21 protein-coding genes and 2 pseudogenes are annotated in these 22,158 nt (G+C 70.5%); 12 read left to right on the top strand and 11 right to left on the bottom strand.

Annotation, left to right across the window (positions count from 1 at the left end; all coding sequences use genetic code 11):
- Positions 1-236 precede the first annotated feature (236 nt).
- Positions 237-1,271, bottom strand: a complete 1,035-nt coding sequence (locus V2J85_RS01040; protein WP_330820324.1) for a hypothetical protein — start codon at positions 1,269-1,271, stop codon at positions 237-239.
- 384 nt (positions 1,272-1,655) lie between these two features.
- Between V2J85_RS01040 and V2J85_RS01035 the strand changes: the two genes are divergently transcribed.
- Positions 1,656-2,399: a helix-turn-helix domain-containing protein gene (locus V2J85_RS01035; protein ID WP_330820323.1), complete on the top strand. Its 744-nt coding sequence runs from the start codon at positions 1,656-1,658 to the stop codon at positions 2,397-2,399.
- 5 nt (positions 2,400-2,404) lie between these two features.
- On the opposite strand, the gene V2J85_RS01030 is transcribed toward V2J85_RS01035, so the two are convergent.
- Genes V2J85_RS01030 through V2J85_RS01020 form a run of 3 tightly spaced genes read right to left on the bottom strand, consistent with a single transcriptional unit; the run spans position 2,405 to position 3,415 of the window.
- Positions 2,405-2,734, bottom strand: a complete 330-nt coding sequence (locus V2J85_RS01030) for a DUF1048 domain-containing protein (RefSeq protein WP_330820322.1) — start codon at positions 2,732-2,734, stop codon at positions 2,405-2,407.
- A gap of 1 nt (position 2,735) precedes the next feature.
- Entirely contained in the window at positions 2,736-3,092 is a 357-nt protein-coding gene (locus V2J85_RS01025) for a DUF1048 domain-containing protein (RefSeq protein WP_330820321.1), read from the bottom strand.
- The gene (locus V2J85_RS01020; protein ID WP_261953599.1) at positions 3,089-3,415 is read right to left on the bottom strand and encodes a PadR family transcriptional regulator; all 327 of its coding nucleotides are present in this window, start codon (positions 3,413-3,415) and stop codon (positions 3,089-3,091) included. Before V2J85_RS01020 ends, V2J85_RS01025 begins: the two co-directional genes overlap by 4 nt.
- 857 nt (positions 3,416-4,272) lie before the next feature.
- Between V2J85_RS01020 and V2J85_RS01015 the strand changes: the two genes are divergently transcribed.
- The gene (locus V2J85_RS01015; protein ID WP_330820320.1) at positions 4,273-5,547 is read left to right on the top strand and encodes an APC family permease; all 1,275 of its coding nucleotides are present in this window, start codon (positions 4,273-4,275) and stop codon (positions 5,545-5,547) included.
- A 282-nt stretch (positions 5,548-5,829) separates the two neighbouring features.
- Here V2J85_RS01015 and fxsT read toward each other — a convergent pair whose 3' ends face one another.
- Both fxsT and V2J85_RS01005 read right to left on the bottom strand, forming a co-directional pair.
- On the bottom strand, positions 5,830-8,220 hold the full coding sequence (fxsT, locus tag V2J85_RS01010; protein ID WP_330820319.1) for an FxSxx-COOH system tetratricopeptide repeat protein: 2,391 nt from the start codon (positions 8,218-8,220) through the stop codon (positions 5,830-5,832).
- A gap of 161 nt (positions 8,221-8,381) precedes the next feature.
- The gene (locus tag V2J85_RS01005) at positions 8,382-8,858 is read right to left on the bottom strand and encodes a hypothetical protein (RefSeq protein WP_261957277.1); all 477 of its coding nucleotides are present in this window, start codon (positions 8,856-8,858) and stop codon (positions 8,382-8,384) included.
- Positions 8,859-9,172: 314 nt separating this feature from the next.
- Here V2J85_RS01005 and V2J85_RS01000 point away from each other — a divergent pair, with 314 nt between their 5' ends.
- A complete protein-coding gene (locus V2J85_RS01000) occupies positions 9,173-9,778 on the top strand; it encodes a cadmium resistance transporter (protein WP_330820318.1) in 606 nt (201 codons plus the stop codon).
- A gap of 156 nt (positions 9,779-9,934) precedes the next feature.
- Here the strand turns inward: V2J85_RS01000 and V2J85_RS00995 are convergent, their stop codons facing one another.
- Entirely contained in the window at positions 9,935-11,158 is a 1,224-nt protein-coding gene (locus V2J85_RS00995; protein WP_330820317.1) for a PucR family transcriptional regulator, read from the bottom strand.
- A gap of 126 nt (positions 11,159-11,284) precedes the next feature.
- Here V2J85_RS00995 and lysA point away from each other — a divergent pair, with 126 nt between their 5' ends.
- Positions 11,285-12,598: a diaminopimelate decarboxylase gene (gene lysA, locus V2J85_RS00990; RefSeq protein WP_330820316.1), complete on the top strand. Its 1,314-nt coding sequence runs from the start codon at positions 11,285-11,287 to the stop codon at positions 12,596-12,598.
- A 107-nt stretch (positions 12,599-12,705) separates the two neighbouring features.
- Here the strand turns inward: lysA and V2J85_RS00985 are convergent, their stop codons facing one another.
- Positions 12,706-12,909 carry a hypothetical protein gene (locus V2J85_RS00985; protein ID WP_261957576.1) on the bottom strand — a complete coding sequence of 68 codons (204 nt, stop codon included), beginning with the start codon at positions 12,907-12,909 and terminating at the stop codon, positions 12,706-12,708.
- Here V2J85_RS00985 and V2J85_RS00980 point away from each other — a divergent pair.
- Positions 12,812-13,042, top strand: a pseudogene (locus V2J85_RS00980) (amino acid permease); the annotation flags it as partial. The gene V2J85_RS00985 and the pseudogene V2J85_RS00980 sit on opposite strands and share 98 nt — an antisense overlap.
- On the opposite strand, the gene V2J85_RS00975 reads toward V2J85_RS00980, so the two are convergent.
- Positions 12,982-13,173: a hypothetical protein gene (locus V2J85_RS00975; RefSeq protein WP_261957577.1), complete on the bottom strand. Its 192-nt coding sequence runs from the start codon at positions 13,171-13,173 to the stop codon at positions 12,982-12,984. The pseudogene V2J85_RS00980 and the gene V2J85_RS00975 sit on opposite strands and share 61 nt — an antisense overlap.
- A 57-nt stretch (positions 13,174-13,230) precedes the next feature.
- Here V2J85_RS00975 and V2J85_RS00970 point away from each other — a divergent pair, with 57 nt between their 5' ends.
- Positions 13,231-13,863, top strand: coding sequence for an APC family permease (locus tag V2J85_RS00970; protein ID WP_261953605.1), 633 nt, complete (start codon positions 13,231-13,233; stop codon positions 13,861-13,863).
- A 137-nt stretch (positions 13,864-14,000) separates the two neighbouring features.
- Positions 14,001-14,216 (top strand): hypothetical protein, encoded by a 216-nt coding sequence (locus tag V2J85_RS41185; RefSeq protein ID WP_410011379.1) that lies wholly within the window; start codon positions 14,001-14,003, stop codon positions 14,214-14,216.
- A 111-nt stretch (positions 14,217-14,327) separates the two neighbouring features.
- On the opposite strand, the pseudogene V2J85_RS00960 reads toward V2J85_RS41185, so the two are convergent.
- Positions 14,328-14,873, bottom strand: a pseudogene (locus V2J85_RS00960) (GNAT family N-acetyltransferase); the annotation flags it as partial.
- An 89-nt stretch (positions 14,874-14,962) separates the two neighbouring features.
- The gene (locus V2J85_RS00955) at positions 14,963-16,453 is read right to left on the bottom strand and encodes an alpha/beta hydrolase (RefSeq protein WP_330820315.1); all 1,491 of its coding nucleotides are present in this window, start codon (positions 16,451-16,453) and stop codon (positions 14,963-14,965) included.
- A 164-nt stretch (positions 16,454-16,617) separates the two neighbouring features.
- Here V2J85_RS00955 and V2J85_RS00950 point away from each other — a divergent pair, with 164 nt between their 5' ends.
- From V2J85_RS00950 to V2J85_RS00930, 5 genes are read left to right on the top strand one after another with little or no spacing between them, the layout of a single operon-like run.
- The gene (locus V2J85_RS00950; protein WP_330820314.1) at positions 16,618-17,874 is read left to right on the top strand and encodes an ATP-grasp domain-containing protein; all 1,257 of its coding nucleotides are present in this window, start codon (positions 16,618-16,620) and stop codon (positions 17,872-17,874) included.
- On the top strand, positions 17,871-18,749 hold the full coding sequence (locus tag V2J85_RS00945) for a Rossmann-like domain-containing protein (protein WP_330820313.1): 879 nt from the start codon (positions 17,871-17,873) through the stop codon (positions 18,747-18,749). The genes V2J85_RS00950 and V2J85_RS00945 overlap by 4 nt, the downstream gene beginning before the upstream one ends.
- Positions 18,746-19,843, top strand: coding sequence for a PLP-dependent cysteine synthase family protein (locus tag V2J85_RS00940; protein WP_261953609.1), 1,098 nt, complete (start codon positions 18,746-18,748; stop codon positions 19,841-19,843). Before V2J85_RS00945 ends, V2J85_RS00940 begins: the two co-directional genes overlap by 4 nt.
- The gene (locus tag V2J85_RS00935) at positions 19,840-20,895 is read left to right on the top strand and encodes a dipeptide epimerase (RefSeq protein WP_330820312.1); all 1,056 of its coding nucleotides are present in this window, start codon (positions 19,840-19,842) and stop codon (positions 20,893-20,895) included. The genes V2J85_RS00940 and V2J85_RS00935 overlap by 4 nt, the downstream gene beginning before the upstream one ends.
- Positions 20,892-22,151 carry an MFS transporter gene (locus tag V2J85_RS00930; protein WP_261953611.1) on the top strand — a complete coding sequence of 420 codons (1,260 nt, stop codon included), beginning with the start codon at positions 20,892-20,894 and terminating at the stop codon, positions 22,149-22,151. Before V2J85_RS00935 ends, V2J85_RS00930 begins: the two co-directional genes overlap by 4 nt.
- Positions 22,152-22,158 lie beyond the last annotated feature (7 nt).

Raw genomic sequence — 22,158 nt, 5'->3', positions numbered from 1 at the left:
CATGCCAGCAGCATCTGTGGGAGCGGATAGTCCCGCTGCTCCGGGCCCGTTCGCCCCGGCGGCGCCGTCTCCCCGGCAGGCTTCCGGCGGACGACCGTGTTGCCTTGACCGGCATCGTCTACGGCACCTTCGCCTGGCTTCACCAAGTCACACGCCTGCGGATCCGCTACGGGATACGCGCCGACCTCCACCAAGGAATCCTCGAACTCGCCTGCAGCATCATCTGCTTGAGACGATTACGCACGGCATTCCGAAACATCAGTAGGGCCGTCCTCACCCTGGACAGGCAACGCTGACGTTGCTGATTGGTATGCCTTGGCCATGGCGTGGAAGGAGCGCTTGGGGGCGAGCCTGCCGTCGGGCATCAGCTTGCATACCCCGTAGGAGGCCAGGTCGAGGTCGAAGCGCGGGTCGGCGTGGTGCGGGTACTCGTAGCCGGCGAAGGTGAACCAGAATGCGGTGTCCACGCCTTCCTCGTCGAAGACGGCGAGCATCTCGCGCAGGCAGTGGGCCTGTTCTTCCTCGTCGCGGACGTAATCGCCGTTGATGCGGGGCGGATCGGCGTCGTGATCGACGACATCCACCCAGCCCATGCCGCCGCGCTCGGCTGCACCTCGGTAGGTGCAGCAGCCGAACTCGGTCGCCGCGAGCGGCTTGCCGTGCCGGAAGTACTCGCGCAGACCCTGACGGAAGGCGTCACTGGCATCCCCGTAGGCGTCCGCACTCACGATGTCGAAGGGCGCCCAATCGACCCGTTCCCACGTTCCGGAAGCGTAGGTGATCTTTCCGCGGAACCGTGAACGCACCGTCTCAACGATGTTGGCCAGCAAGGAGTTCAGCCGGGCAGGAACCTCGGCGAGCCCGGCCAATGCCTCGGGGACGCCGCTGGTCAGGGCTTCGATTCTGGCGAGGCTGTGGTCTCCGGGGAGAATGTCGGCGGCAAACAGGCTCAGCTCGCAGCCGGTGACGAAGACGTCCGCTCCCACCTCCTGGGCGCGGTCGGCACAGGTGCCGAAGTAGGGCAGCAGCTCTTCGGCGGACAGTTCGCAAGGGAATGGGGAGAACCAGACCTCAAGCCCGGCATCGGCGGCGTGCCGGGCCGCAAGGGCCAGTCGCCCAGGGTCGCCGCCGGTGATCCGCACGGCATCGCAGTGCAAGTCGTCTGCGATGACGCGGATCTCGCGTCGCACCGCGTCGGCGTCGAAGACGGGCCGCGAACTCTTTCCGCCCGGAGTGAAGCCAGTGTCGTAGGTGATGCCTTTGGCTCGCATGGGATGCTCCTGACAACCGATCGATATCTGTTGCTGCGTCTCGCCGGGCGTCGATGGGAATCGGTTCGGCGGACGGACCGCATGACGACTCGGGGTGTGTCTGGAGATCAGCTCGACGGCGACCTTGGCCGCGCTGCCACCTCGCTGCTCCCTGGGAGACCACCTGACACCCGTGTTCGGCGATCGGAGCCGAACGTTAGGTACGAGTCGAAATGCCAGTCAACGGCGATCTCCTCGGGACCGTGCTCTTTGCGCTGGTCAGCTACGCAACTGTCGATGCAATGACAGTGATGGTCAACGCACGGCGAAAGAGGGGGTGTTGCAACGATCGGCGACCGGTGCACACACTGTGTGCAAGACAACCGAATCAGAGGAACCGACCCGATGCCAGGACGCAGGCTGACCAGAGCCGACCGGCAACAGATCGCCGCGGGGTTGGCGCAGCACCTGAGTTACGCCGACATCGCCCGACGCCTGAACCGTCCCGCCTCGACGGTGAGCCGCGAGGTCGCGCGCAACGGCGGGCCTGCCCGGTACCGCGCGGAACTGGCACAGCTCGCGACCACCCACCGAGCCCAGCGCCGGCCGCAGCCCCCCGCTCCGGCGCAGCGGACCATCGAGCATCTCGGCCCCGACCCCGACGCAATGACCGCGTTCGTCACCGACCTCACCTCAGCACTTGTCGAAACCGGCCTCCCGCGCACCGCCGCCCGCGTGATGGCCTGCCTGTTCGCCTCCGAGACCGGCAGTCGCACCGCCATCGAGATGGCGCAGCACCTGCAAGTCAGCGCGGCGACCATCTCGCACGCGGTCCGCCTGCTGGAACGGCAGGACCTGATCCGCCGCGGTCGCGATGACCGTGGCCGCCGCCACCGGTATTTCCTCGACGACAAGGCGGGCTTGCGGACCGTCGCGGCCAGCGTCGCCGCCAACCAGCGGCTCGCCGCCACCGCGCTGCGCGGCGCCGAGCTCTTCGGAGCCGAGACCGCTGCCGGATCCCGGCTCGCCCTGGCAGGCCGATTCCTCGAACGCCTCGGCGCCGACCTCATCCGCTCCGCTGAAAAGCACTGGCGTGACATGGTTGGTGACAGGGGCGACGCATACCCGCTGACGAGCCACGCGGAGTAGTGGTCTTACTTCTCGGCCGTACCGGGTTTCCCGCTGATGATGGACTCCTTGTAGATGTCCGCGTAGGTGCGCGAGTCCTTGACCAGGTCGTCGCAGAAGGCAGCGACGTCGTTGCCGATGAGTTCCAGGACTCCCTTGTCGGCCGCGACGCCCTCCTCGAAGAAATCGACAATCCCTGAGAGCAGGGTCCCGTCAGGCAAATCGACGGGTCCGACCTTGAAGAAGTACTTCTGAATCTCCCTGTAGACGATCTGGTAATCCGGTGGGAGCGCCTTGATCCGCGCCATGTGCGCTCGCCACTGCTTCTTGCCCTCGATGATGTCTTGGATGCCCATGTCAGCCTCCTAGCTGGCCCAATTTCCTTGCGACATTCCGGTTCAACTGCTGGCGCCACCGGTCGCGATGGTTCCGAGCCCCTTCTCCGCCGGCCAGCGCCGCGCAGAAGCCCTCGACGTCGTCGCCCAGCACCTCTTGAATGCTCTGCCCATCCGCCGCCGTTTCTTCGAGCAGCCCCAGGGCTCCGTCGAGGATCGGCATCAGGTTCCGCCCCGTGAAGCCCGAGTAGGGGGAGAGGTGAACCTTGATCTGTTCCCACGCCGCCCGGTAGTCGGCCGGCAATGCCTCGGCCCGGGCTTCGAACGCCTTCCATTCCCTGGTGAGGTCGCTTCCGGTGATGGTCTCCCAGAAATTCATCTCCCGCCTCCCTTGAGCATGTCGATTCGTGATGAGAGGTACTCCCATTTCGCCCAGAACCTCCTGAGTTCTTCGCGCCCCGCGTCGTTGAGTGCATAGAACTTGCGCGGCGGACCCACACCGGAGGGTCGTTTCGTCACCTGCACGAGCCCGTTCTTCTCCAGTCGCAGCAAGATGGTGTAGACCGTCCCCTCGACGACGTCGGCGAAGCCGAGTTCATTCAGTCGACGCGTGATGGCGTACCCGTAGGTCTCCTCGCTGTCGATGATTTCAAGCACGCAACCCTCAAGCGTGCCCTTCAGCATCTCCGTCAGGTCGTCCAACGCGGGTCTCCTCTGAGCCTTTCCGGTACTGCGTAGTACCAAGTACCACTATACGGTATCACCGAGTAGCTCGGCGAGCGGCGAGCGCGGCGCCACGGAAGCAATTCGAATCATCGGCGCCGCGCTCGGTGCGCAGCACGTGAGGGGACGTCGCGGCCACGGTGAGCCCGTCGGGCCGCTGCGGCTCGTCCGCGGCGCTCGCTGCACGGCCATCACCAGCGGCATGCGCAGCGGACGGGGGGCGGAGCACGCCGGCTCGTTGTTGCTGCCCCCGGCGCCGCTCGCCCGTGCCCGCGAGGTCGGTGCGGCCGTGTACGGGCATGCGGCACCGATGGACTGTCTGCTGACCCGTCACGGCGAGGGGGCCAGGCGTCGCCGGCTCACTAGAGCCCGGACCGCGGCCGTGGCGGCCGTCGCACTTACTGGTGCGCTGTCACTGTCGGCCGGGGCCCGCCTGGCTCTCCCCAGCTTCCCTGGTGCTGCTCCCGCTCGCCGAGCTCGTGGGCCGGGACCGCTATCGCAGTCTCGGCCACGCCCTGCTGGAGGGCAGTTCGCCACTGCTGCTCTGAGCCCGTCCGTCGCGCGTTGAGCGAGGTGCGGACGGATCGGCGGCGGTGCCCGGGGTCTGCTGGAACACTTCGTGTGGAGCACTCACATCGTCTGCGGGCGGGCAGAGTCTGCGAGATCTGCAAGGCGGCGTAGTTCGGCCAGGTGTCCTGCCAGTGCCTTCCGGCCCGAAGAGGTGAGGGACAGCCACGTCCGCAGGTGGGAGTTCGACGTCGCGGGCGCTCCTGCTGGACACCGTCGTCGGCTACCGTGCGCCGAGATCAACGGCTGGTGCGGTGGAGGAGTAGGGGATGAACACGGTGGGGTCCTCGTCGGGCTCGGGTGAGCTGAAGCGCCGCTTGGGAGTCTCCGACGCGGTGGTGATCGGACTGGGGTCGATGATCGGGGCCGGGATCTTCGCTGCGTTCGGCCCAGCGGCCGGTGCTGCCGGTTCCGGGCTCATGGTCGCCCTGGCGCTGGCTGCGGTCGTGGCGTACTGCAACGCGACGTCATCGGCCCGGCTGGCAGCCCGCTATCCCGAGTCAGGGGGGACGTACGTCTACGGCCGTGAGCGTCTGGGCGACTTCTGGGGGTATCTGGCCGGCTGGGCGTTCGTGGTCGGCAAGACCGCGTCCTGCGCTGCGATGGCCTTGACCGTCGGGTTCTATGCGTGGCCGGGCCAGGCCCATGCTGTTGCGGTCGCCGCTGTGGTGGCGCTGACCGTGCTCAACTACACCGGCGTGCAGAAGTCCGCGTTGCTGACCCGTGCCATCGTCGCTGTGGTTCTCGCGGTCCTGGCTGCCGTGGTGACCACCTGTCTGATCAGTGATGCCGGCGATATCGCACGCCTGGATGTCGGCGCGGACATGACCGTCGGGGGGACGCTCCAGGCGGCCGGCCTGCTGTTCTTCGCCTTCGCCGGTTACGCCCGGATCGCCACGCTCGGCGAAGAGGTTCGAGATCCCGCCCGCACCATTCCCCGCGCGATCCCTCTCGCGCTCGGTATCACCCTCGTCGTGTATGCGGCTGTTGCCGTGGGCGTGCTCGCGGTACTGGGGCCGGACCGTCTCGCCCAGAGCGCCGCGCCGCTCGCTGAGGCTGTACGTGCCGCCGGTGTCCCGGGCCTGGTTCCGGTCGTGCGTGTTGGCGCGGCCATCGGGGCGCTCGGATCGCTTCTCGCACTGATCCTCGGCGTCTCGCGCACCACCTTCGCCATGGCCCGCGACCGTCACCTGCCGCATGCTTTGGCCGTGGTCCACCCGCGCTTCCAGGTTCCCCATCGTGCCGAACTGGTTGTTGGCGCCGTGGTCGCCGTGCTCGCCGCGTCTGTCGATGTGCGGGGCGTGATCGGCTTCTCCTCCTTCGGGGTCCTGGCCTACTACGCCATCGCCAACGCAGCGGCGTGGACCCTCAGACAGGGCGAAGGGCGGCCGCCCCGCCTCGTGCCCGTCATCGGCCTGGCGGGCTGCACGGCGCTCGCCTTCGCCCTGCCCGTGGCCACGGTGATCTCCGGTGCCGGCGTCCTCGCCCTCGGTGCTGCCGTTTACGGCTTGCGGAAGGTCATGGCCACCGGCTCCGGCCGCTGAGCCCGTTGATCTTCGCAGCCGTCGGAGCCTTCACCCCTTTCCCTCTCTGTGGGGACCGGGGCGGTGCTCGTGATCCGAACAGGCATGGGCGACCGCCACGATCGGGCCCTTCAGCATCGCCGCCGTGCCCGCCCTCGACGGCATCGGAGACGCCCAGGCGTCCTGGGCGATCGATGCCGGAGGTAAGCGCGTGATCTACCTGGGCGACAGCATGTTCCACGGCTATGGGTGGCGCGCGGCCCGTCGATCCGGCCCCTTCGACGCCGTGCTGACCGATCTTGCTCATGGATCGGTCGACGGAGGAACGTCCTCGCCCTGTGCCCTTTCCCGCCAATGGGCGAGGCTTGCCTCAGCGGTGAGGGTGGCAGGGTGATCGGTGCCCAGGACCCGCCTGCGGTCGGTCAGCAGCCGGTCGAAGTCTGCCGCGGCGCCGACCGCATCCCCGGCCTTACCGCGCCAGTGCGCAAGGTCGCTCCGGGTTCTGAGGGTGGTGGGATGGTCCGCTCCCAGTACCCTCACCCGATCGGCCAGCACCTCTTGGAAGCTGGTTACGGCTTGTTCCGGTGACCCTGCCTCGCCTTGGCACCGTGCCAGGGTGTGTCGGGTCTGCAACGTGTCAGGGTGGTCGGGGCCGAGCACTCGCAGACAGCGTTCGAGTAGTTGATCGAGGGCGGCTTCAGCACCGGGAAGGTCCCCGGAGGTCAATCTCCAGGACGCGAGATTGGTTTGGGTGGCAAGGGTTCGAGGGTGGTCCGGACCGAGCACGCGCCGACAGTCTCTGAGGAGATGCGTATAGGCATCCGCAGCGCCGGCCGCGCCTCCTGTCTCGCCTTGCCAGTCCGCAAGGTTGGCTCGTGCCGCGAGGGTTCGGGTGTGGTCCGGGCCGAACACCCTCAAGCAGTCCTCCAACAACTCGTCAAGCGCGGCAACGGCGCCGACCGCGTCGCCCGCCTCACCTCGCCAGTAGGCAAGATTGTGCTTGGCTGCCAACGTATCGCTGTGGTGGGGGCCGTGTACTCGCAGAAGATCGGACAACAGTTGGTGAAAGGCGGTTTCAGCGCCGGTCGCGTCGCCTGCCTCGCCCCGCCAGTAGGCAAGATTGTGCTTGGCACGGAGGGTCTTCGGGTGTTCGGGTCCCAACACCCGCAGCATCTGCTGGAGTACCTCCTCACAGCTGGATACGGCGCCGGTCGTGTCCCCTGCGTTTCCCAGACAGGAGGCGATGTTGACCTGAGCGGTGAGGGTGTCGGGGTGGTCCGGGCCGAGATGCTCGTGGCTTGCCCGCCTCAGATGCTGCCAGTAGGTGATGGCGGCGGTGAGCTGGTCGGCCTCCAGAAGGCTGTGGCCCATGCGGAAGAGTAATGGGTGGGCGCCGTCGACCTGGTACAGGGCATCTTCCGCATGATGGGTAAGGGCTTCGGTGTTGGCACGCAGGGCCTGGGCGAGGGCCGTGTCGCGCTCGATCTCGGGCCAGACTTCTCTGAGCGCGTCTGCGGCGGCGTGGGCGAGTCGGTCGCGTTGCCGTGTGGTGAGGGCGTCGAGGGTAGCGCGTTGGACGAGTTGGTGGACGCGTACTGCCTGGTGGGGGTTCCTGGGGGTGTGGTCCAGCAGACTCAGGCGGTGCAGCGTGCGCAGCGCCCGTTCGGCGTCGTGGGCCGTGGCCTCTTCCGCATCGGCTGGTCCTGTGACGCCGGCGTCGGCTGGTCCTGTGACGCCGGTATCGGCTGGTCCTGTGGCGCCGGTGCGGTGCTCAGTGAGATAGCCGAGAGCGGGCGGGCTGACCAGGACGGGAGCGGGGATGCCGTTGGGGGCGAGGATCGCGGTGAGTTGCAGCAGGGGGCGCGCCAGGCCAATCGGTGGGATCCGGTCGGCGCGGTCGATGGACAGTGCCCAGGCGGCGGCCGTGGTGGTGGCTTGGTCATCGGGCAGTCCCGAAGGGTCGGGGAGCGCATCGGTGAGACTCGCGGCGCGGTCGGTCAGCAGGGTGCGGTAGGCAGCGCAGTCCATGTCGGCGTCGATGAGATAGGCGACAGCCTGGGACAGGGCAAGCGGGAGGTGACCGAGGTCGGTGGCGAGAGCGGCGAGCTCGGCCGGAGGTTCCAGGCGACCGTGGGAGGCCAGTGCGGCGGTGAGGTATGTGGCTGCTTCGTCCGGTGTGAACAGGCCTACCGGTACCAGCTTTCGACCGCTGCCGGTCAGGGTGGCGTCCCGGCGGCGGGAGGTGACCAGGGTACGGCCGTGTGGGCTGGCGGGTGGCCACAGCCCGCGCAGGTGAGCCGGGTCGGCGAGGTCGTCCAGCACCACCAGCCAACGGCGCTGTGTGGTACCGGGTTTGGGCTCCAGCCAGGCAAGGAAGGAGCGCGCAGCGTGTTCCGGGTCGGTGGGGTCGCTCCCGAGGATCTCGGCGGCCGCCTGGGCATAGGCGGAGATGACGGTCTCGCGGGTGGTGGCGTTCGTCCACACCAGCAGGTCCACACCACCCGTGGCCCACACTTGGCGGGCGTGGTGGGCAGCGAGCTGAGTCTTGCCGACTCCGCCCATGCCGGCCAGGACCTGGCACAGCACCGCCGTGCCCCCGCCGGACACCGCCTCTTCGAGCTGGGCGACGGCCGCGCGGTACTGGAAGCAGTCGGCCTGCCGGGGCAGTACCCCGATCTGGTGTGGCCAGTTCACCGGGGGCCGGGGTGCGGCGTAGTAGGAGACCTGGCCGCCTTCGGCGACGTAGCCGACGGCCAGGCTGCCACGGCGGGCGTGCGCCGTAACGCCTCCGGGGCCTCGCCCGGCAGCGGATGTCGATCCGGTGGAGGAGGTTGGGCTTGGGGCGGCCGGTCCGTTCAGCCCTGCGACGGATCCGGCAGCTGAGGGTTGCCGATGTGCGCACCCCCGTGGATCACCCCGGCGGCGATCGACCCGCCCTCGGCGCGGATGTTCGCGGTGCCGCCCACGGCGAGACTGCCCGGCCCAGCGCTTACGCCGCTCCCGGGGGCGTGCTGTGCCAGCAGGCTCCGCAGCTCGTCGGCGGCTCGGTCGCGCTCGGCCTCGTCCAGGCTTTCCAGAACGGCCTCGATGCGCGCCTGCCACGTCGCCTCCAGGCGCAGGCGCCCCCGCTCCGCCTCGGCCCCATCCGTGGTCTGCAGCGCGGTCGCCGTTCGGTCCAGGCGCTCCAGTTCTCCCTGCTGGCGCCGGCCGTCACCCCGACCGAACCAGCGTGCCACCGCCTGCCGCAAGCCGGCCCAGGCCTCCGTACCCGCGGCCTGCACCACCGCGCTACCGCCGGTCGCCGCCAGCGCCACCAACGCCTCTTCCAGCATCTCCACCCCTTGATAGTGGACCTCACCGGAACGGTAGCGCCGTCCGCCGGGTCACGCAGCGTCGTTGAGAGAACACAGGCCTGGACAGTGAGGTGATCTCCGCAGGGAAGGTGGCTGCTCTTCCGAGCGGGGTCACCAGGCTCGACAGCAGTTGTTCAGCACTTTGAGAGGCACCTCAACGGCGTCGTGTTCGATGGTCGTGACGAGGGACAGTGCTGGCCTCGGCGCTCAACCCCGTCCCCGCAAGAGGGAGTAGTGAGGGCTCTCGGCAGCGTCTCAGGGTCACCACACCACCGACAGGAGAGTCCCCACTCGTGGACCTGGGCATCATCGGACAGGCAGCCGGACTGTTCGCCGTCACCAACATCGACGACATCCTGATCCTGGCGCTGTTCTTCGCCCAGGGCTCCGGGCACCGCGGCTCCACACGCCGCATCGTGCTCGGCCAGTACCTGGGCTTCGCCGCGATCCTCGCCGTGGCGGTGGCCGCAGCGTTCGGCGCCACGTTCCTGCCCGAGTCCGCGATTCCCTACCTCGGTCTGCTGCCCCTCGCGCTCGGCCTCAAGGCTGCCTGGCAGGCATGGAAGGACCATCGCGACGGCGGTTCTGACGAGGACGAGGCGCAGGCCGAGGCGAGCGGACCCCGCCCGCTGGAGGTCGCCGCGGTCACCTTCGCCAACGGTGGCGACAACATCGGCGTCTACGTGCCCGTGTTCGCCACCGCCGGCGTCGGTGGGATGAGCGTGTACGCCGTGGTGTTCCTCGCCTTGGTGGCGGTGTGGTGCTTCGCCGGTCGGTTCTTCGCCACCCGCCCGGTCATCGCCAAGGCCCTCGCCCGATGGGGTCACATCCTGCTGCCACTGGTCCTGATCGCCGTCGGGCTGCTCATCCTCATCGAAGGCGGCGCCTTCGGCTTGTGAGCTTGCCGGCACACCCATCAGGACCAGTTGGAGCGCGGCACCAAGTACAGGGATGGAATCTGTCGTCGGATCAGTGGCAGGCGGGCAGCGCGTCCTGACCTTCGCATCCCGACCTTCGCGTCCTGACCTTCGTGTCTGGCCCCGGTGCCCGTGCGCTCAGCGTCGGGCGGCGTCGATGCGCAGCTGCAGCCAGCAGGACAGGCGGTCGTCCGGCTGGTCCAGGTCGAGGCCGAACAGCTCGCGGGCGCGGCGCAGCCGGTACTTGAGGGTGTTCTGGTGCACCGTCAGCCGGCGGGCCGCTTCGCCTACGTTGCCGACCGCGTCAAGCCAGGCGGTGACCGAGGCGGCGTAGTACGTGCCGCGGGTTCGGTCGTGGGTGAGCATCGCCTCGACACCAGGGTGGCGCAGCCGGGGCCGCTGGGCGAGCTCGTCCGCCAGGTGAGCGAGGAGCACTCGGGCGTGGACATCGGTCAGTGCGGCGACATCCGGCGCTTCGGGGTCGGTCGTGGTCACCCGTAGCACATCATCCACGTCCGAGCGCAGCTCGGGCAGCTCGCTCAGGAGTGCGGCGGGCCGGCTGAGGGCGGCGCGCAGCGGCCGCGTGCCGGGGCGGGAGGCCGCGGCGAGGGCCTGTGCTGCCAGCCGGCGGGACGAGTCGGGGTCGGCGTCCGGCAGCAGGGTGTACACGGCGCGAGGGCCGGTGCAGACGGCGGCGGAGGGCCGTACCGCGGCCCAGTGCCGACCGAGCTCGGCTCCCAGACGGGTCAGCAGCGTGCCGGCGTCGGGGGAGGCGCCGACGGGGGCGAAGCCGAGGAGGGTCAGGGGCGTGTTCGCCGGGACGCCGAGCCGGTAGGCCGTGTCCGTCGCGGGGGCGGTGCCGTCCAGGCCGGCACGGAGTGCCTGCTCCCGGGCGTGCAGCTCCAGGGCGGTGGCGCTGCGGCGGCGCAGCATGTGCAGGGCGGCGGTCCGGGCGCCGTCCAGCAGCACCCGCTCACCGGCCTCGTCGAGTGGGCTCCGGTCCTCGATTGCCCAGATGGTGCCGAGGGGGAGGTCTCCGGCGCGGACGGCGACCGCGGCGCGCGGCAGTTCGTCCTCGGCCAGCCCCGGCATCCGTATGACGCCGGGGGCGGTGAGCACCTGCCGGTACTGGCGGAGCTGCCGCTCGGCCTGGGGACCGGGCTGTTCGGGGACCCGTCGGCCGAGGATGCCCTGGCGGCGGAGCTCGTCGATGGCCTGTCCCGGCCGCGTCGAGTAGGCGACCACCCGGGTTTCCAGGTCTTCGATGGCCACCGATCCACCGATGACGGCGGCGATGGCGTCGGCGAGGGCGAAGAGTTCCTCACCGGCCCCGTCGCCGCCTCCGGCGTGCGTGCTTGTCATTTCCGACGGAACCATGCCCTGACCCTAGGCGATCGCGACAACGCGCGGCCCGGAGGGCGGACCGGAACATGATGCGGCCGGCCCGGAGAGCGGGACCGGTCACACGGCAAGCACGGAGGAAAACCCATGGCCGTTCCGGTCGCTCGCCCAGCCACCGCTGGGAGGTCCCCCCAGACCGACGCCACTACGTCCCAGGAGGCACTGCTCGGGCTGTTCCCGCCGGGCACTGCGCTCGGCCAGGACGGAGAGCTGGTGATCGGCGGCTGCCCGGTGACCGACCTCGCGGAAGGCTTCGGCACACCGGCACTGGTCGTCGACGAGGCCGCGCTGCGGTCCCGCGCCCGCTCCTACGCCGACGGACTCGCCGCCCGGTGGCCGAATTCGCGGGTCGCGTTCGCCTCCAAGGCATTCCCCTGCACGGCGGTGTACCGGCTGCTGGCCGAGGAGGGGCTGAGCATCGACGTCGCGGGCGGTGGCGAACTGACCCTGGCCCTGGCCGGGGGAGTCGACCCGGCCTCGCTGGTGGTCCACGGCAACGCCAAGACCGAGGACGAGCTGCGGATGGCCGTGGAGGCCGGAGCCGGGCTGATCGTCATCGACAACTTCGACGACGTCGACCGGCTGGAACGGATCGTCACCGACGAGCAGCCCGTCCTCGTCCGTGTGACGCCCGGTATCCGCCCGGACACCCACGCCGCGGTGTCCACCGGGCAGGAGGGCGCCAAGTTCGGCCTGACCCTGCCGCAGGCCCGGGAGGCGATCGCCCGGCTGCGCGCCAGCAGCCGGCTGCGCCTGGATGGGGTGCACGTCCACATCGGATCCCAGATCCTCGACACCGAGCCGTTCGCGCGCGCAGTGGAGGCCGTGGCGGGCCTCGGCACCTTCGCCGTCTACGACCTCGGCGGTGGCCTCGGCACCCGCTACACCTACGAGGACCACCCGCCCGCCGTCGGGGAGTATCTGGACACCCTGGTGGCCGCGGCCCACCGGACGCTGCCCGCCGACGCGCAGATCATCATCGAGCCCGGCCGGTCGATGGTGGCCAAGGCCGGAGTGACGCTCTACCGGGTGGCCACCGTCAAACGTGGCGAGCCGACCTTCGTCGCCGTCGACGGTGGTATGGGCGACAACCTCGAAGTCGCGCTGTACGGACAGCGCTTCGAGGCCACGGTCGCCACCCGCGTGGGCGGCGGCGAGCCGTATCACCTGGTGGGCCGGCACTGCGAGTCCGGCGACCTGCTCAGCGCCGGTGTACCTCTGCGTGACCCCCGTCCCGGCGACCTGATCGCCGTGCCGGTCACCGGTGCGTACTGCTTCTCGCTGAGCAACAACTACAACGGCGCGCTGCGGCCGCCCGTCGTCTTCTGCCGCGACGGCGAGGCGCGGGCCGTGGTGCGCCGCGAGACCTACGGCGACCTGCTGCGGCGCGACCGTCCCTGAGCCGCTGACGCCGTCCTGCCCTCCCCACCCTCAACCCTCACCCCGCATCCCGTTGCCCGTCACCGTCATCCTGGAGAGTTCCCCATGTCCCATCGGCCGACGCTGCGTCAGCAGATGCTCAGACGCAAGCCGTTGCACACCTTCACCACGGATTCGCACGGAGCGGGCGGGCTGCGCCGCACCGTCGGACTCTTCCAGCTCACGATGATCGGGATCGGCGCCACCATCGGCACCGGCATCTTCTTCGCGCTGGACTCCGCGGTGCCGGAGGCGGGCCCCGCCGTGATCGTGTCCTTCGTCATCGCGGCCATGGTCGCCGCCCTCACCGCCCTCTGTTACGCGGAGCTGGCGTCGGCGGTACCGGTCTCCGGCTCCTCGTACTCCTACGCGTACGCCACACTGGGCGAGTTCGCGGCCTGGGCGGTGGGCTGGTGCCTGCTGCTGGAGTACGCGGTCTCCGGCGCCGCGATCGCGGTGAGCTGGGGACAGTACCTCAACGACTTCACCGAACGGCTCTTCGGCTGCCGGATGCCCGAGGCGATCTCGGCGCCCCCGGGCGCGGGCGGAATCGTCAACCTCCCCGCCGTACGCTGCCCCTGGCCATCATCCTGGCGCTGGTCGGCGTTACCCTCGTGTACGCCCTGGTGGCGCTGGTCGGCGTGGGTGCCCAGCCATGGACGCGCTTCGAGGGACAGGAAGCCGGGCTCTCCGCCATCCTCGGCCGACTCACCGGCACCAGCTGGCCCGCCGTACTGCTCTCCGCCGGCGCGGTGCTGTCCATCATCAGCGTCACGCTGGTCGTTCTGTACGGACAGAGCCGGATCCTCTACAGCATGGGCCGCGACGGCATGCTGCCCGCCGCCTTCCGCCGGGTGAACCCCAGCACCGGTACTCCGGTGTTCACCACCCTGCTGACCGGCGGTTTCGTCGCCCTTCTCGCGGCGGTCTTCCCACTGGACCTGCTCGCCGACCTCACCAGCATGGGCACCTTGGTGGCCTTCTCCGTGGTCTCGCTCGGCGTGCTGATCCTCCGCCGCACGGCCCCGGACCTCGAACGCGGCTTCCGCGTCCCAGGACACCCCGTCGTCCCCCTCCTCTCCATCCTCGCCTGCAGCTACCTGGTGTACGAACTCCCCCTCGACACCTACCTGTTGTTCGGCGGATGGCTGGCCCTGGCCCTGGTCGTCTACCTGCTCTACAGCCGCCGGAACTCACGGTTGGAGACGACCGCACCAGGCATTGCCGTGGAGAAGGCCCGGGCCTGAGTCCGGACGATGACGAGCGCTCCGGCCGGTTCACGGCCGGAGCCCTTCGCCGTTCTTGCTCCCGAGGGTTCTGCGATGGGGGAGGGCCTTGCGTGGCGTCGGTGGCCGGTGGCCGGTGGCGAGGCTTTTCGTGCGCCATGAGCGGCAGTCGGCCACCCCCTGTCCGGAACCTGCAGGGCGCCGTCGCCGATGTCGCGGCGGTCGCCGACCCGGCCACCGGTCTCGCGGTCTACGACACCTACCAGGCCAGCGGCTGGAACGTGTACGGCGGCACCAGCGCCTCCGCGCCGTTCATCGCCGGCGTCTACGCCCTCGCGGGCACCCCGGGCGCGGATGACGTGCCTGCCTCGTAGCCGTACGCGCACACGGACAAGCTGAACGACGTCACCGAAGGCGCCAACAGCACCTGCGGCAACTACCTCTGCCAGGCAGGCAAGGACTACGACGGCCCGACGGGCCTGGTCGCCCCGAACGCCCGTGGTGCGGGCGTCGAACACTTCCTCCGCGATGCTCCGCCAGAAGGCTTCCGTACCCTCGACGTCGACGTTGGTGTGGAGGTAGACGCGCTCGTATCCGGGTGTGTCCGCGATGATGTCGCAAGCTGTGCGGACCAGGGTGCGGGCGAGCCCTCGCCGCCGGTGCTCGGGGCGTACGTAGACGCGGACCAGTTGGGCGGTGGTTCCGGAGGGGTAGCGTTCGGCCAGCCAGCGCGGGTGCGGTGGGTGGGCCGGGCCCGCGGACCGTACTCCGGTCGTGGCGACCACTTCGCCGTCGTGGACGGCCACGAGGAGCAGGTGCCGTGGGTCGTCGAGGTAGGTGCCTTCGATGTCCACCACATCGTGGTGCCAGTGGGGCACGTACCCGTATCCGAACTCGTGGTAGAGGGTGTCGAGGATGACGCGGCGGGCGGCGTCCACGTCGGCAGGTGTCGCGGGGCGCACGGTGTATCCGGGGTGCGCGGTCTCGGTCACAAGTTTCTCCTGTCCGGCATGCGTTGGTGCGGTGCGCATGCTGCTGTGCGGTGTGCGGTGTGCGGTGTGCGTGTGCGTGTGCGGTGTGTGGGCGGTGGCGCTGTTGCCGCGGGAGTGCCACCCCGGATCTACGGAACTGCCGGCAGTCCGGGGCCGGTGCAGTTCACGTCCGCCTTCGGAGTCGTGCCGTTGACGAGGTAGACAGCGGCGGTGTCGTCCACGCATGCGTTGCCTCGGCTGGCGAACACGCCGTGCGAGTAGTCGTTGTCGAGCGTGACCAGGCGCGAGCCGGGCAGCAGTCGGCGCAGACGGTGTGCGCCCTCGATGGGGGTGACGGGGTCGTGCGCGGAGGCCACCAGCAGTACGGGTGGGGCGTCGGGGCTGCCGAGCGGGGTGCGGTGGGTTGGCTTGTGGTGCCAGTAGGCGCAGGTAGATGCCTCCATGCCGGTCAGGATCGGCTGCGGATCGAGCCGGCGGGTGCGGTGGATGTCCGCCAGGATCCGGTGGGGTGCGGGGGCGGGGGAGTCGGCGCACTTGACGAGCCGGTTCGCCGCTTCGTAGTTGCGCGAATCCGGGCTGTCGAAGGCGGTGGCGGGGCGGAGTCCGTCGGGACGTCCGTCGTGCAGGTAGTCGCGCAGGCCCTCGGCGAGGCCGGCCCAGCGTTCGGTGCGGCCCAGTGCACGGTAGACGGTGCGGTCGAACTCGGCGGGCCCGAAGCCGTCCACGGGGTGCGCGGTGAGGTGGTGTCGTGCGCGCAGATAGGCCCGGCGTACGGCGTTCGTACTGCCGCCGAGGCCGAAGCGTTCGGCGTGGGCGGCGGTCCAGGTGAAGAAGGTGTCGCGCTGTCGCAGCAGTGCGTGGCTCTGGATGACGTCGAAGTCGTACCAGTCCCAGGGACCGACCACGCTGTCGAGCACCATGCGGCCCACACGGTGCGGGAACCGAGCGGCGTACGCGGCGCCGAGGTAGCTGCCGTAGGAGACGCCGAGGAAGCTCGTCCGGCGTTCGCCGAGGGCGGCGCGGAGGGCGTCCATGTCCCGTGCCGTCTGTTCCGTGGACAGGTGGGGCAGCGTTTCGCCCGCCGCCGTGGCGCAGTCGTCGGCCAGGCTGCGCAGCGAGGTGAGGTAGTTCTTCTCCGCCGGCGCGCCTATGGGTACGGGATTCGCGCCCGGGCTGGTGAAGAGGCCGCCCATCGGGCCGCAGTTCACGGGAGCGCTCTGCCCGACGCCACGAGGGTCGAAGCCGATGACGTCGTAGGCGCGTCGCACGCTCTCCGGGAGCTTGGCCCGCTTCGTGACCGCGTAGGAGAGCCCTGAGCCGCCCGGTCCGCCCGGATTCACCAGCAGGATGCCGCGCCGCTCGGCGGGGGCGCCCGACGCGCGCACCCGCGAGACGGTCACGTCGATGTGCGGTCCTCGCGGGTGGCCCCAGTCGAGCGGAACCCGGAGCCGTCCGCACTCGACGTGTTCGGGGGCCGGTGGGTTCGGGAGGGAGCCGGGGCATGCGCCGAAGCGCAGGGGCAACGTCGGTGTGGCGGCCTGGGTCGGGCCGGCGGGGGTGAGGGTGGCGGCGGTCAGCAATGCGCACAGCGCGGCGGTGCGGCGGAGGGGACGGGTCACAGGGCCTTCAAAGGGGTTGGACGGACAAGGGGGCGGCAAAGGGCTGCCCACGAGATGACAATGAAAATGATTATCGTTAATGTTCTCGCCAGGCAACCCGGACCCCTTCCACGGAAGGGCGCTGGGCTGCCCCTTGTCTGAAATCCAAGCCTGGAAGGGGAGTTGTGGCTCATCTGTTGGTGGTCGAGAGCTGGGTCGGAGCGATGAGCCGACTGCTGCCGCGGGCGATACGGGAGGGCGGGCACACCTTCACCTTCCTCACCCGTGACCTGCACCACTACCTGCGCTCCGCGCCCGAGGGGACGGCGCACCCGCTACTCGGTGCCCGCGACATCATCACCGCCGAGACCAACGACACCGAGGCCCTGCTGTCCGAAGCCGAGCGACTGCACGCGATGTGGGGGTTCGACGGGGTGGTCACGTCCTGCGACTACTACCTGCCGACCGTGGCGCGGATCGCCGAGCGGCTCGGTCTGCCGGGCCCCGGGCCGGAAGCGATGGAGAACGCCTGCCGCAAGGACGCCACCCGCCGCGTCCTCGCCGATGCCGGAGTGCCCGGCCCGCGCTTCGCCGTACACGAGGAGTGGGTCGACATCGCGGGTGCTGCCCGGGAGATCGGCTATCCGCTGGTGGTCAAGCCCGTCGACCTGTGCGCCGGGATGTACGTACGGCGCGTGGATGACGAAGCCCAACTCGCCGATGTGTGCCGTACGTTGGCGGAATTCCCGGTGAATGCGCGCGGACAGCGGCGCGCTCCCGTCGTCCTGCTCGAAGAGTTGCTGGACGGCCCCGAGGTGAGCGTCGAGACCGTCTCGTGTGCAGGGACGGTCCACGTGGTCGGCGTGACCGACAAGAGCGTCGGCGGGGCGCCCGCCTTCATCGAGACCGGCCATATGTTCCCCGCAGCTCTGACGCCCGCCGATGCCGAGGCCGCCGAGCAGACCGCGCTGCGCGCCCTGAAGGCGCTCGGGCTGGTCGACGGTGTCGTGGCGCACACCGAGATCAAGCTGACCGCCGCCGGCCCCCGCGTGGTCGAGGTCAACCCGCGTCCCGCCGGGAACCGCATCACCGAACTGATCCGCCACGTCACCGGCATCGACCTCGCGGCGGCCTCCGTGGACGTCGCGCTGGGCCGCCAACCCCGGTTGAGGCGTACGGACACCGGACTGCGCAGCGCCGCCATCGGATTCCTGGTGCCACAGACCACCGGCACGCTCGAAGCGCTGGACGGCGGCGCACTGCGAGACGCACCGGACGTGCTGGAGGTGCAGCTCGCCGACCCCGGCAGGGTGGTGAAGGCGGCGGGCAGTAACAACGAGTACCTCGGGCACGTCATGGCCGGTGACGCCGACGGGCCAGGTGCCCGCGACCACGTCGAGGCCCTGCTGGCCGGGCTGCGCGCGGGACTGGTGATCCGATGACCGCCGTCACCGGCGCGGTCGGCACAGTGGCGTACGAGACGTGCCCGACGTACGGCGAGCTGGTGGACCGCGTTCGCGCGGGCGGACTGGGCCCCGACCCGGCCACGCAGCGGATAGCCGTGGCCTTCACCACTCGGCAGGCCGTACGGCATGACGGGCGCGGCACCGGCTATCGCAACGAAGTGCTCAGCCTGCGCCTGGCCGAGGCCGTCGGCTCCTGCGCGGTCGAGCCAGGCACACTGCCCGACAGAGCGCTCGATGACTGTGTGGGTGCGGAGGTGGCCCGGCTTCTGGAGCATCCGCTGCTGCCGGTGCGGGTGGCCGCCCTGGATGCCTATCTGATGCACGTCACCCCGCACACCCCGGAGAGCGGGGCGCGTCCCTTCCCGCTGCCCGCCGGGTCGTCGCTGGAGAAGTCCCGGGCACGGGCGGAGGCGGTCGCCGAGCTGATCGACCTGCCGCCGGGGGCCACGGTTCTGGTGATCGGAGTCGTCAACTCCCTTCTTGAGACGCTGCGTGCGCGCGGCCTGCGGTACGTCCCGTGCGACCTCAAGGGCGGCGTCACGGAGTGGGGCGAGCAGGTCGTCACCGATGCGCTTGCCGAGGCCGGCCGCTGTGATGCGCTGCTCGTCTCCGGCATGACCCTGGGCAACGGGACCTTCGAACCACTGCGGCGGCACGCGCTGCGGCACGGCAAGCAGCTGGTGATGTTCGCCCAGACCGGCAGCGCCGTGCTGCCCCGTTTCCTCGGCCACGGCGTGAGCGCGGTGTGCGCGGAGCCGTACCCCTTCTTCTGGCTCGACGGCGGGCCCGGAGCCGTCCACCGCTACCGGGGTCCGTCCGGCAGCTTGTGCCCGGGAGGCGACGACCGTTGACCGCGACCGCTGTCCGTCTCACCGCCCGACCGGAGCTGCTCGCCCTGCTCGGCCGTACACCACTGGTGCGCATCACCGCTGACCTGCCGGGCCCCCACCCCGGATTCTGGGCCAAGCTCGAAGGGCTCGCCGCCGGCGGCATGAAGGCGCGGGCTGCCGTGTCGATGCTGCTCGGTGCCCGCCGGCGCGGCGAACTACGACCCGGTGCGCCGGTGGTGGAGTCCACCTCCGGCACCCTCGGCCTCGGCCTGGCCTTCGCCGGGCAGGCGCTCGGTCACCCGGTCGTGCTCGTCGGCGACCGGGAACTGGAGCCGTCCATGCGGCAGTTGCTGTGTGCGCACGGCGTCCGCCTGGAACTTGTCGACCGCCCGGCCCCCGAGGGCGGCTGGCAGGCCGCCCGCCTCGCCCGGCTGCGCGAACTGCTCGCCGTACTGCCCGACGCCTACTGGCCCGACCAGTACAACAACCCCGACAACACCGTGGGTTACGCCGCACTGGCCGCCGAACTCACGGACCAGCTCGACCACCTCGACGTCCTGGTGTGCAGCGTCGGCACCGGCGGCCACAGCGCGGGCATCATCGGTCCCCTGCGGCGGCGCTGGCCCGCCCTGCGGCTCATCGGGGTCGACGCCACCGGCTCCACGATCTTCGGCCAGCCCGCCCGGCCCCGGCTCATGCGCGGCCTCGGCAGCAGCATCCACCCACGCAACGTCGCCTACGGCGCCTTCGACGAGGTCCACTGGGTCGGCCCGGCCGAGGCCGTGGACAGCTGCCGGCGGCTTGCCCGGGGCAGCTTCGTCAGCGGCGGCTGGAGTACCGGCGCGGTCGCCCTCGTCTCGGCCTGGGCCGCCCGCGTCCACCCGGGGGCGGTGGTCGCCACCGTCTTCCCCGACGGTCCGCACCGCTACCTCGGCACGGTCTACGACGACGACTTCACCGCCGCGCACGGCCTCGACCCGTCCGCCGCGGCCACCCGACCCGTCGAGATACCGCACCCCCGTGCGGCCGAGGCGGCCGGGTGGGTCCGCTGCAGCCGCGTCACCGACCCGCTCCGGGCTCCCATATCCCCGCACCCTTCGGAAGAGAACCTGTGAAGGTCACCCAGCGCACCGTACGACTCGACCTCGCCGAGCCGCTGCGCATCTCCCGCTCCACCATGGCCGCGCGTGACGCGGTGTGGCTGACCATCGAACACGCCGGGTTGCGCGGTCACGGCGAGGCCGTCACCAGCGTCTACTACGGGCTGGATGTCGGCACCCTCGAACGGCTCCTCGCGGCCGTCGCCACGGACCTCCGCCGCTTCCGCGACCCCGAAAGCGCTCTTGATGCCCTGCGGTCGGGCGAGCCGGCCGGGGAGGGCACCCCGCCGGCCGTGACCGCCGCCGTCGAGGCCGCGCTCCTCGATCTCGTCGGCAAGCGCGCCGGCAGCCCGGTCCACCGGCTCCTCGGGGCCACCGCCGCTCCGGTGGCGGCAACGGCCCGCACCATCGGCATCACCTCGCCGGTGCGCGCCGCGGCCGAGGCGCGGTGCCTCACGGCGAGCGGATTCGAGGTCATCAAGGTCAAGGCGGGAGCGCGCGACCCCGAGGACGACGTGGAGCGGGTGCGCGTCATCCGGGATGCCGCGCCCCGGGCCCGGCTGCTCCTCGATCCCAACGGCGCCTGGACCACGGCCCAGGCCGAGGCCCTGCTGCCCCGGTTCGCCGACCTCGGGGTCGAGGCCGTCGAACAGCCCCTCGCACCGGGCGATCCGGAGGCGCTCGGCGCGCTCGCCGCCCGCTCACCGCTCCCGGTCATCGCCGACGAGGACGCCGTGAGCCTGGAGGACGCCCGCCGTCTGGCCGGACGCGTGCACGGAGTCAACGTCAAGCTCGCCAAGTGCGGTGGCGTTCACGCGGCCCTGCGCATCGCCGAGGCGATCGAGGGCAGCGGCACCGCGCTGATGCTCGGCTGCCTGACGGCCAGCAGCCTCGGCCTCGCCCCGGCTGTCCATCTGGCCGACCGCGCCCGCTGGGCCGACCTCGACGGACACCTGCTGCTCGCACGCGACCCGTGGACCGGGATCGGCGGCACCGACGGCTTCGTACGGGCAAGTTACCTACCCGGCCTGGGAGTCCGGCGCAACACGGGTGAGGAGACGGCATGAAGATCTGGCACGAGATGCGCCGTTTCCCCCTGGCCGTCCGCCTCCTGCTGGCCAACCAGCTCGGTGTCAACACCGGCTTCTACCTCCTCATCCCCTATCTCGCCACTCACCTCAGTCAGAACCTGGGCATGTCGGCGGCCGTCGTAGGGATCGTCCTCGGCGTCCGCAACCTCAGCCAGCAGGGCTTGTTCCTCATCGGCGGCTCCGCCTCCGACCGGCTCGGCGCGCGCGGCGTCATCATCGCCGGCTGCGCCCTGCGCACCGTCGGGTTCGCACTGTTCGCGCTGGGTGACGGGCTGGCGGTGCTACTTGCCGCTTCCGTGCTCAGCGGGCTGGCCGGCGCCTTGTTCAACCCTGCCGTGCGCGCCTACCTCGCACAGGAGGCGGGGGAGCGCAAGGCCGAGGCGTTCGCCTTGTTCAACGTCTTCGCCACCACCGGCGCGTTGATCGGTCCGCTGCTGGGAAGTGCGCTGCTGCTCGTGGACTTCCGTGCGTCCGCGCTCACCGCCGCCGGGATCTTCGCCGTCCTGACCGTCGCGCAGGCCCTGGTCCTGCCGGCGCGCGAGGTGGAGCCGAGCGAGGGCAGTGTCCTCGCCGACTGGCGCGAGGTCCTCGGCAACCGTGCCTTCCTGGCCTTCGCACTCGCCATGGTCGGCATGTTCACCCTGCAGAACCAGCTCTACCTGCTGCTGCCCGATGGAGCCCGGCGGACGACCGGCTGGGACGGCGCGGCGGGCCTGGTCTTCCTCGTCGGCACCGTCACCAACCTCACCCTGCAACTGCGCATCACTCGGGCTCTCAAAGGACGTGGGAGCAGGGCGCGTTGGATCGTCGCCGGGCTCGCCTTGATGGCGCTGGCCTTCCTGCCGCCGGCCCTGGTGGCGGGCGGAGCCGGCGCCCCGGACGGCGCCGCCGACGCGGTGCTGCGCACGCTCCCCGTCCTGCTCGGTGCCCTGCTGCTCTACCTGGGCGTCATGATCGCCCAGCCGTTCGTGCTGGAGCTCATTCCCGGATTCGGCCGCGCGGAACTGACCGGCACCTACTACGGGATCTTCTACGTGGTCTCCGGCGTCGCCGCCGCGGCCGGCAACACCGCCGTCGGCTGGGCCATGGACACCGGGGCACGCGGCGCCGCCTGGCTGCCCTGGGCCTGCTGCGTCCTGTTCGGTCTCGTCTCCGCAGGCGGCGTGGCCTGGCTGCACCGGCGCAACGCGCTTCCGACGACGCCGAAGCCCGCCGTGACGGTGGCGGCCTGAGGAAGGA

The sequence above is a fragment of the Streptomyces bugieae genome (assembly GCF_036352915.1).
GTDB classification, from domain to species: Bacteria; Actinomycetota; Actinomycetes; order Streptomycetales; family Streptomycetaceae; genus Streptomyces; species Streptomyces endophytica.
The sequence above is the reverse complement of the archived record's forward strand: the minus strand, read 5'-3'. Positions and strand labels throughout refer to the sequence as shown.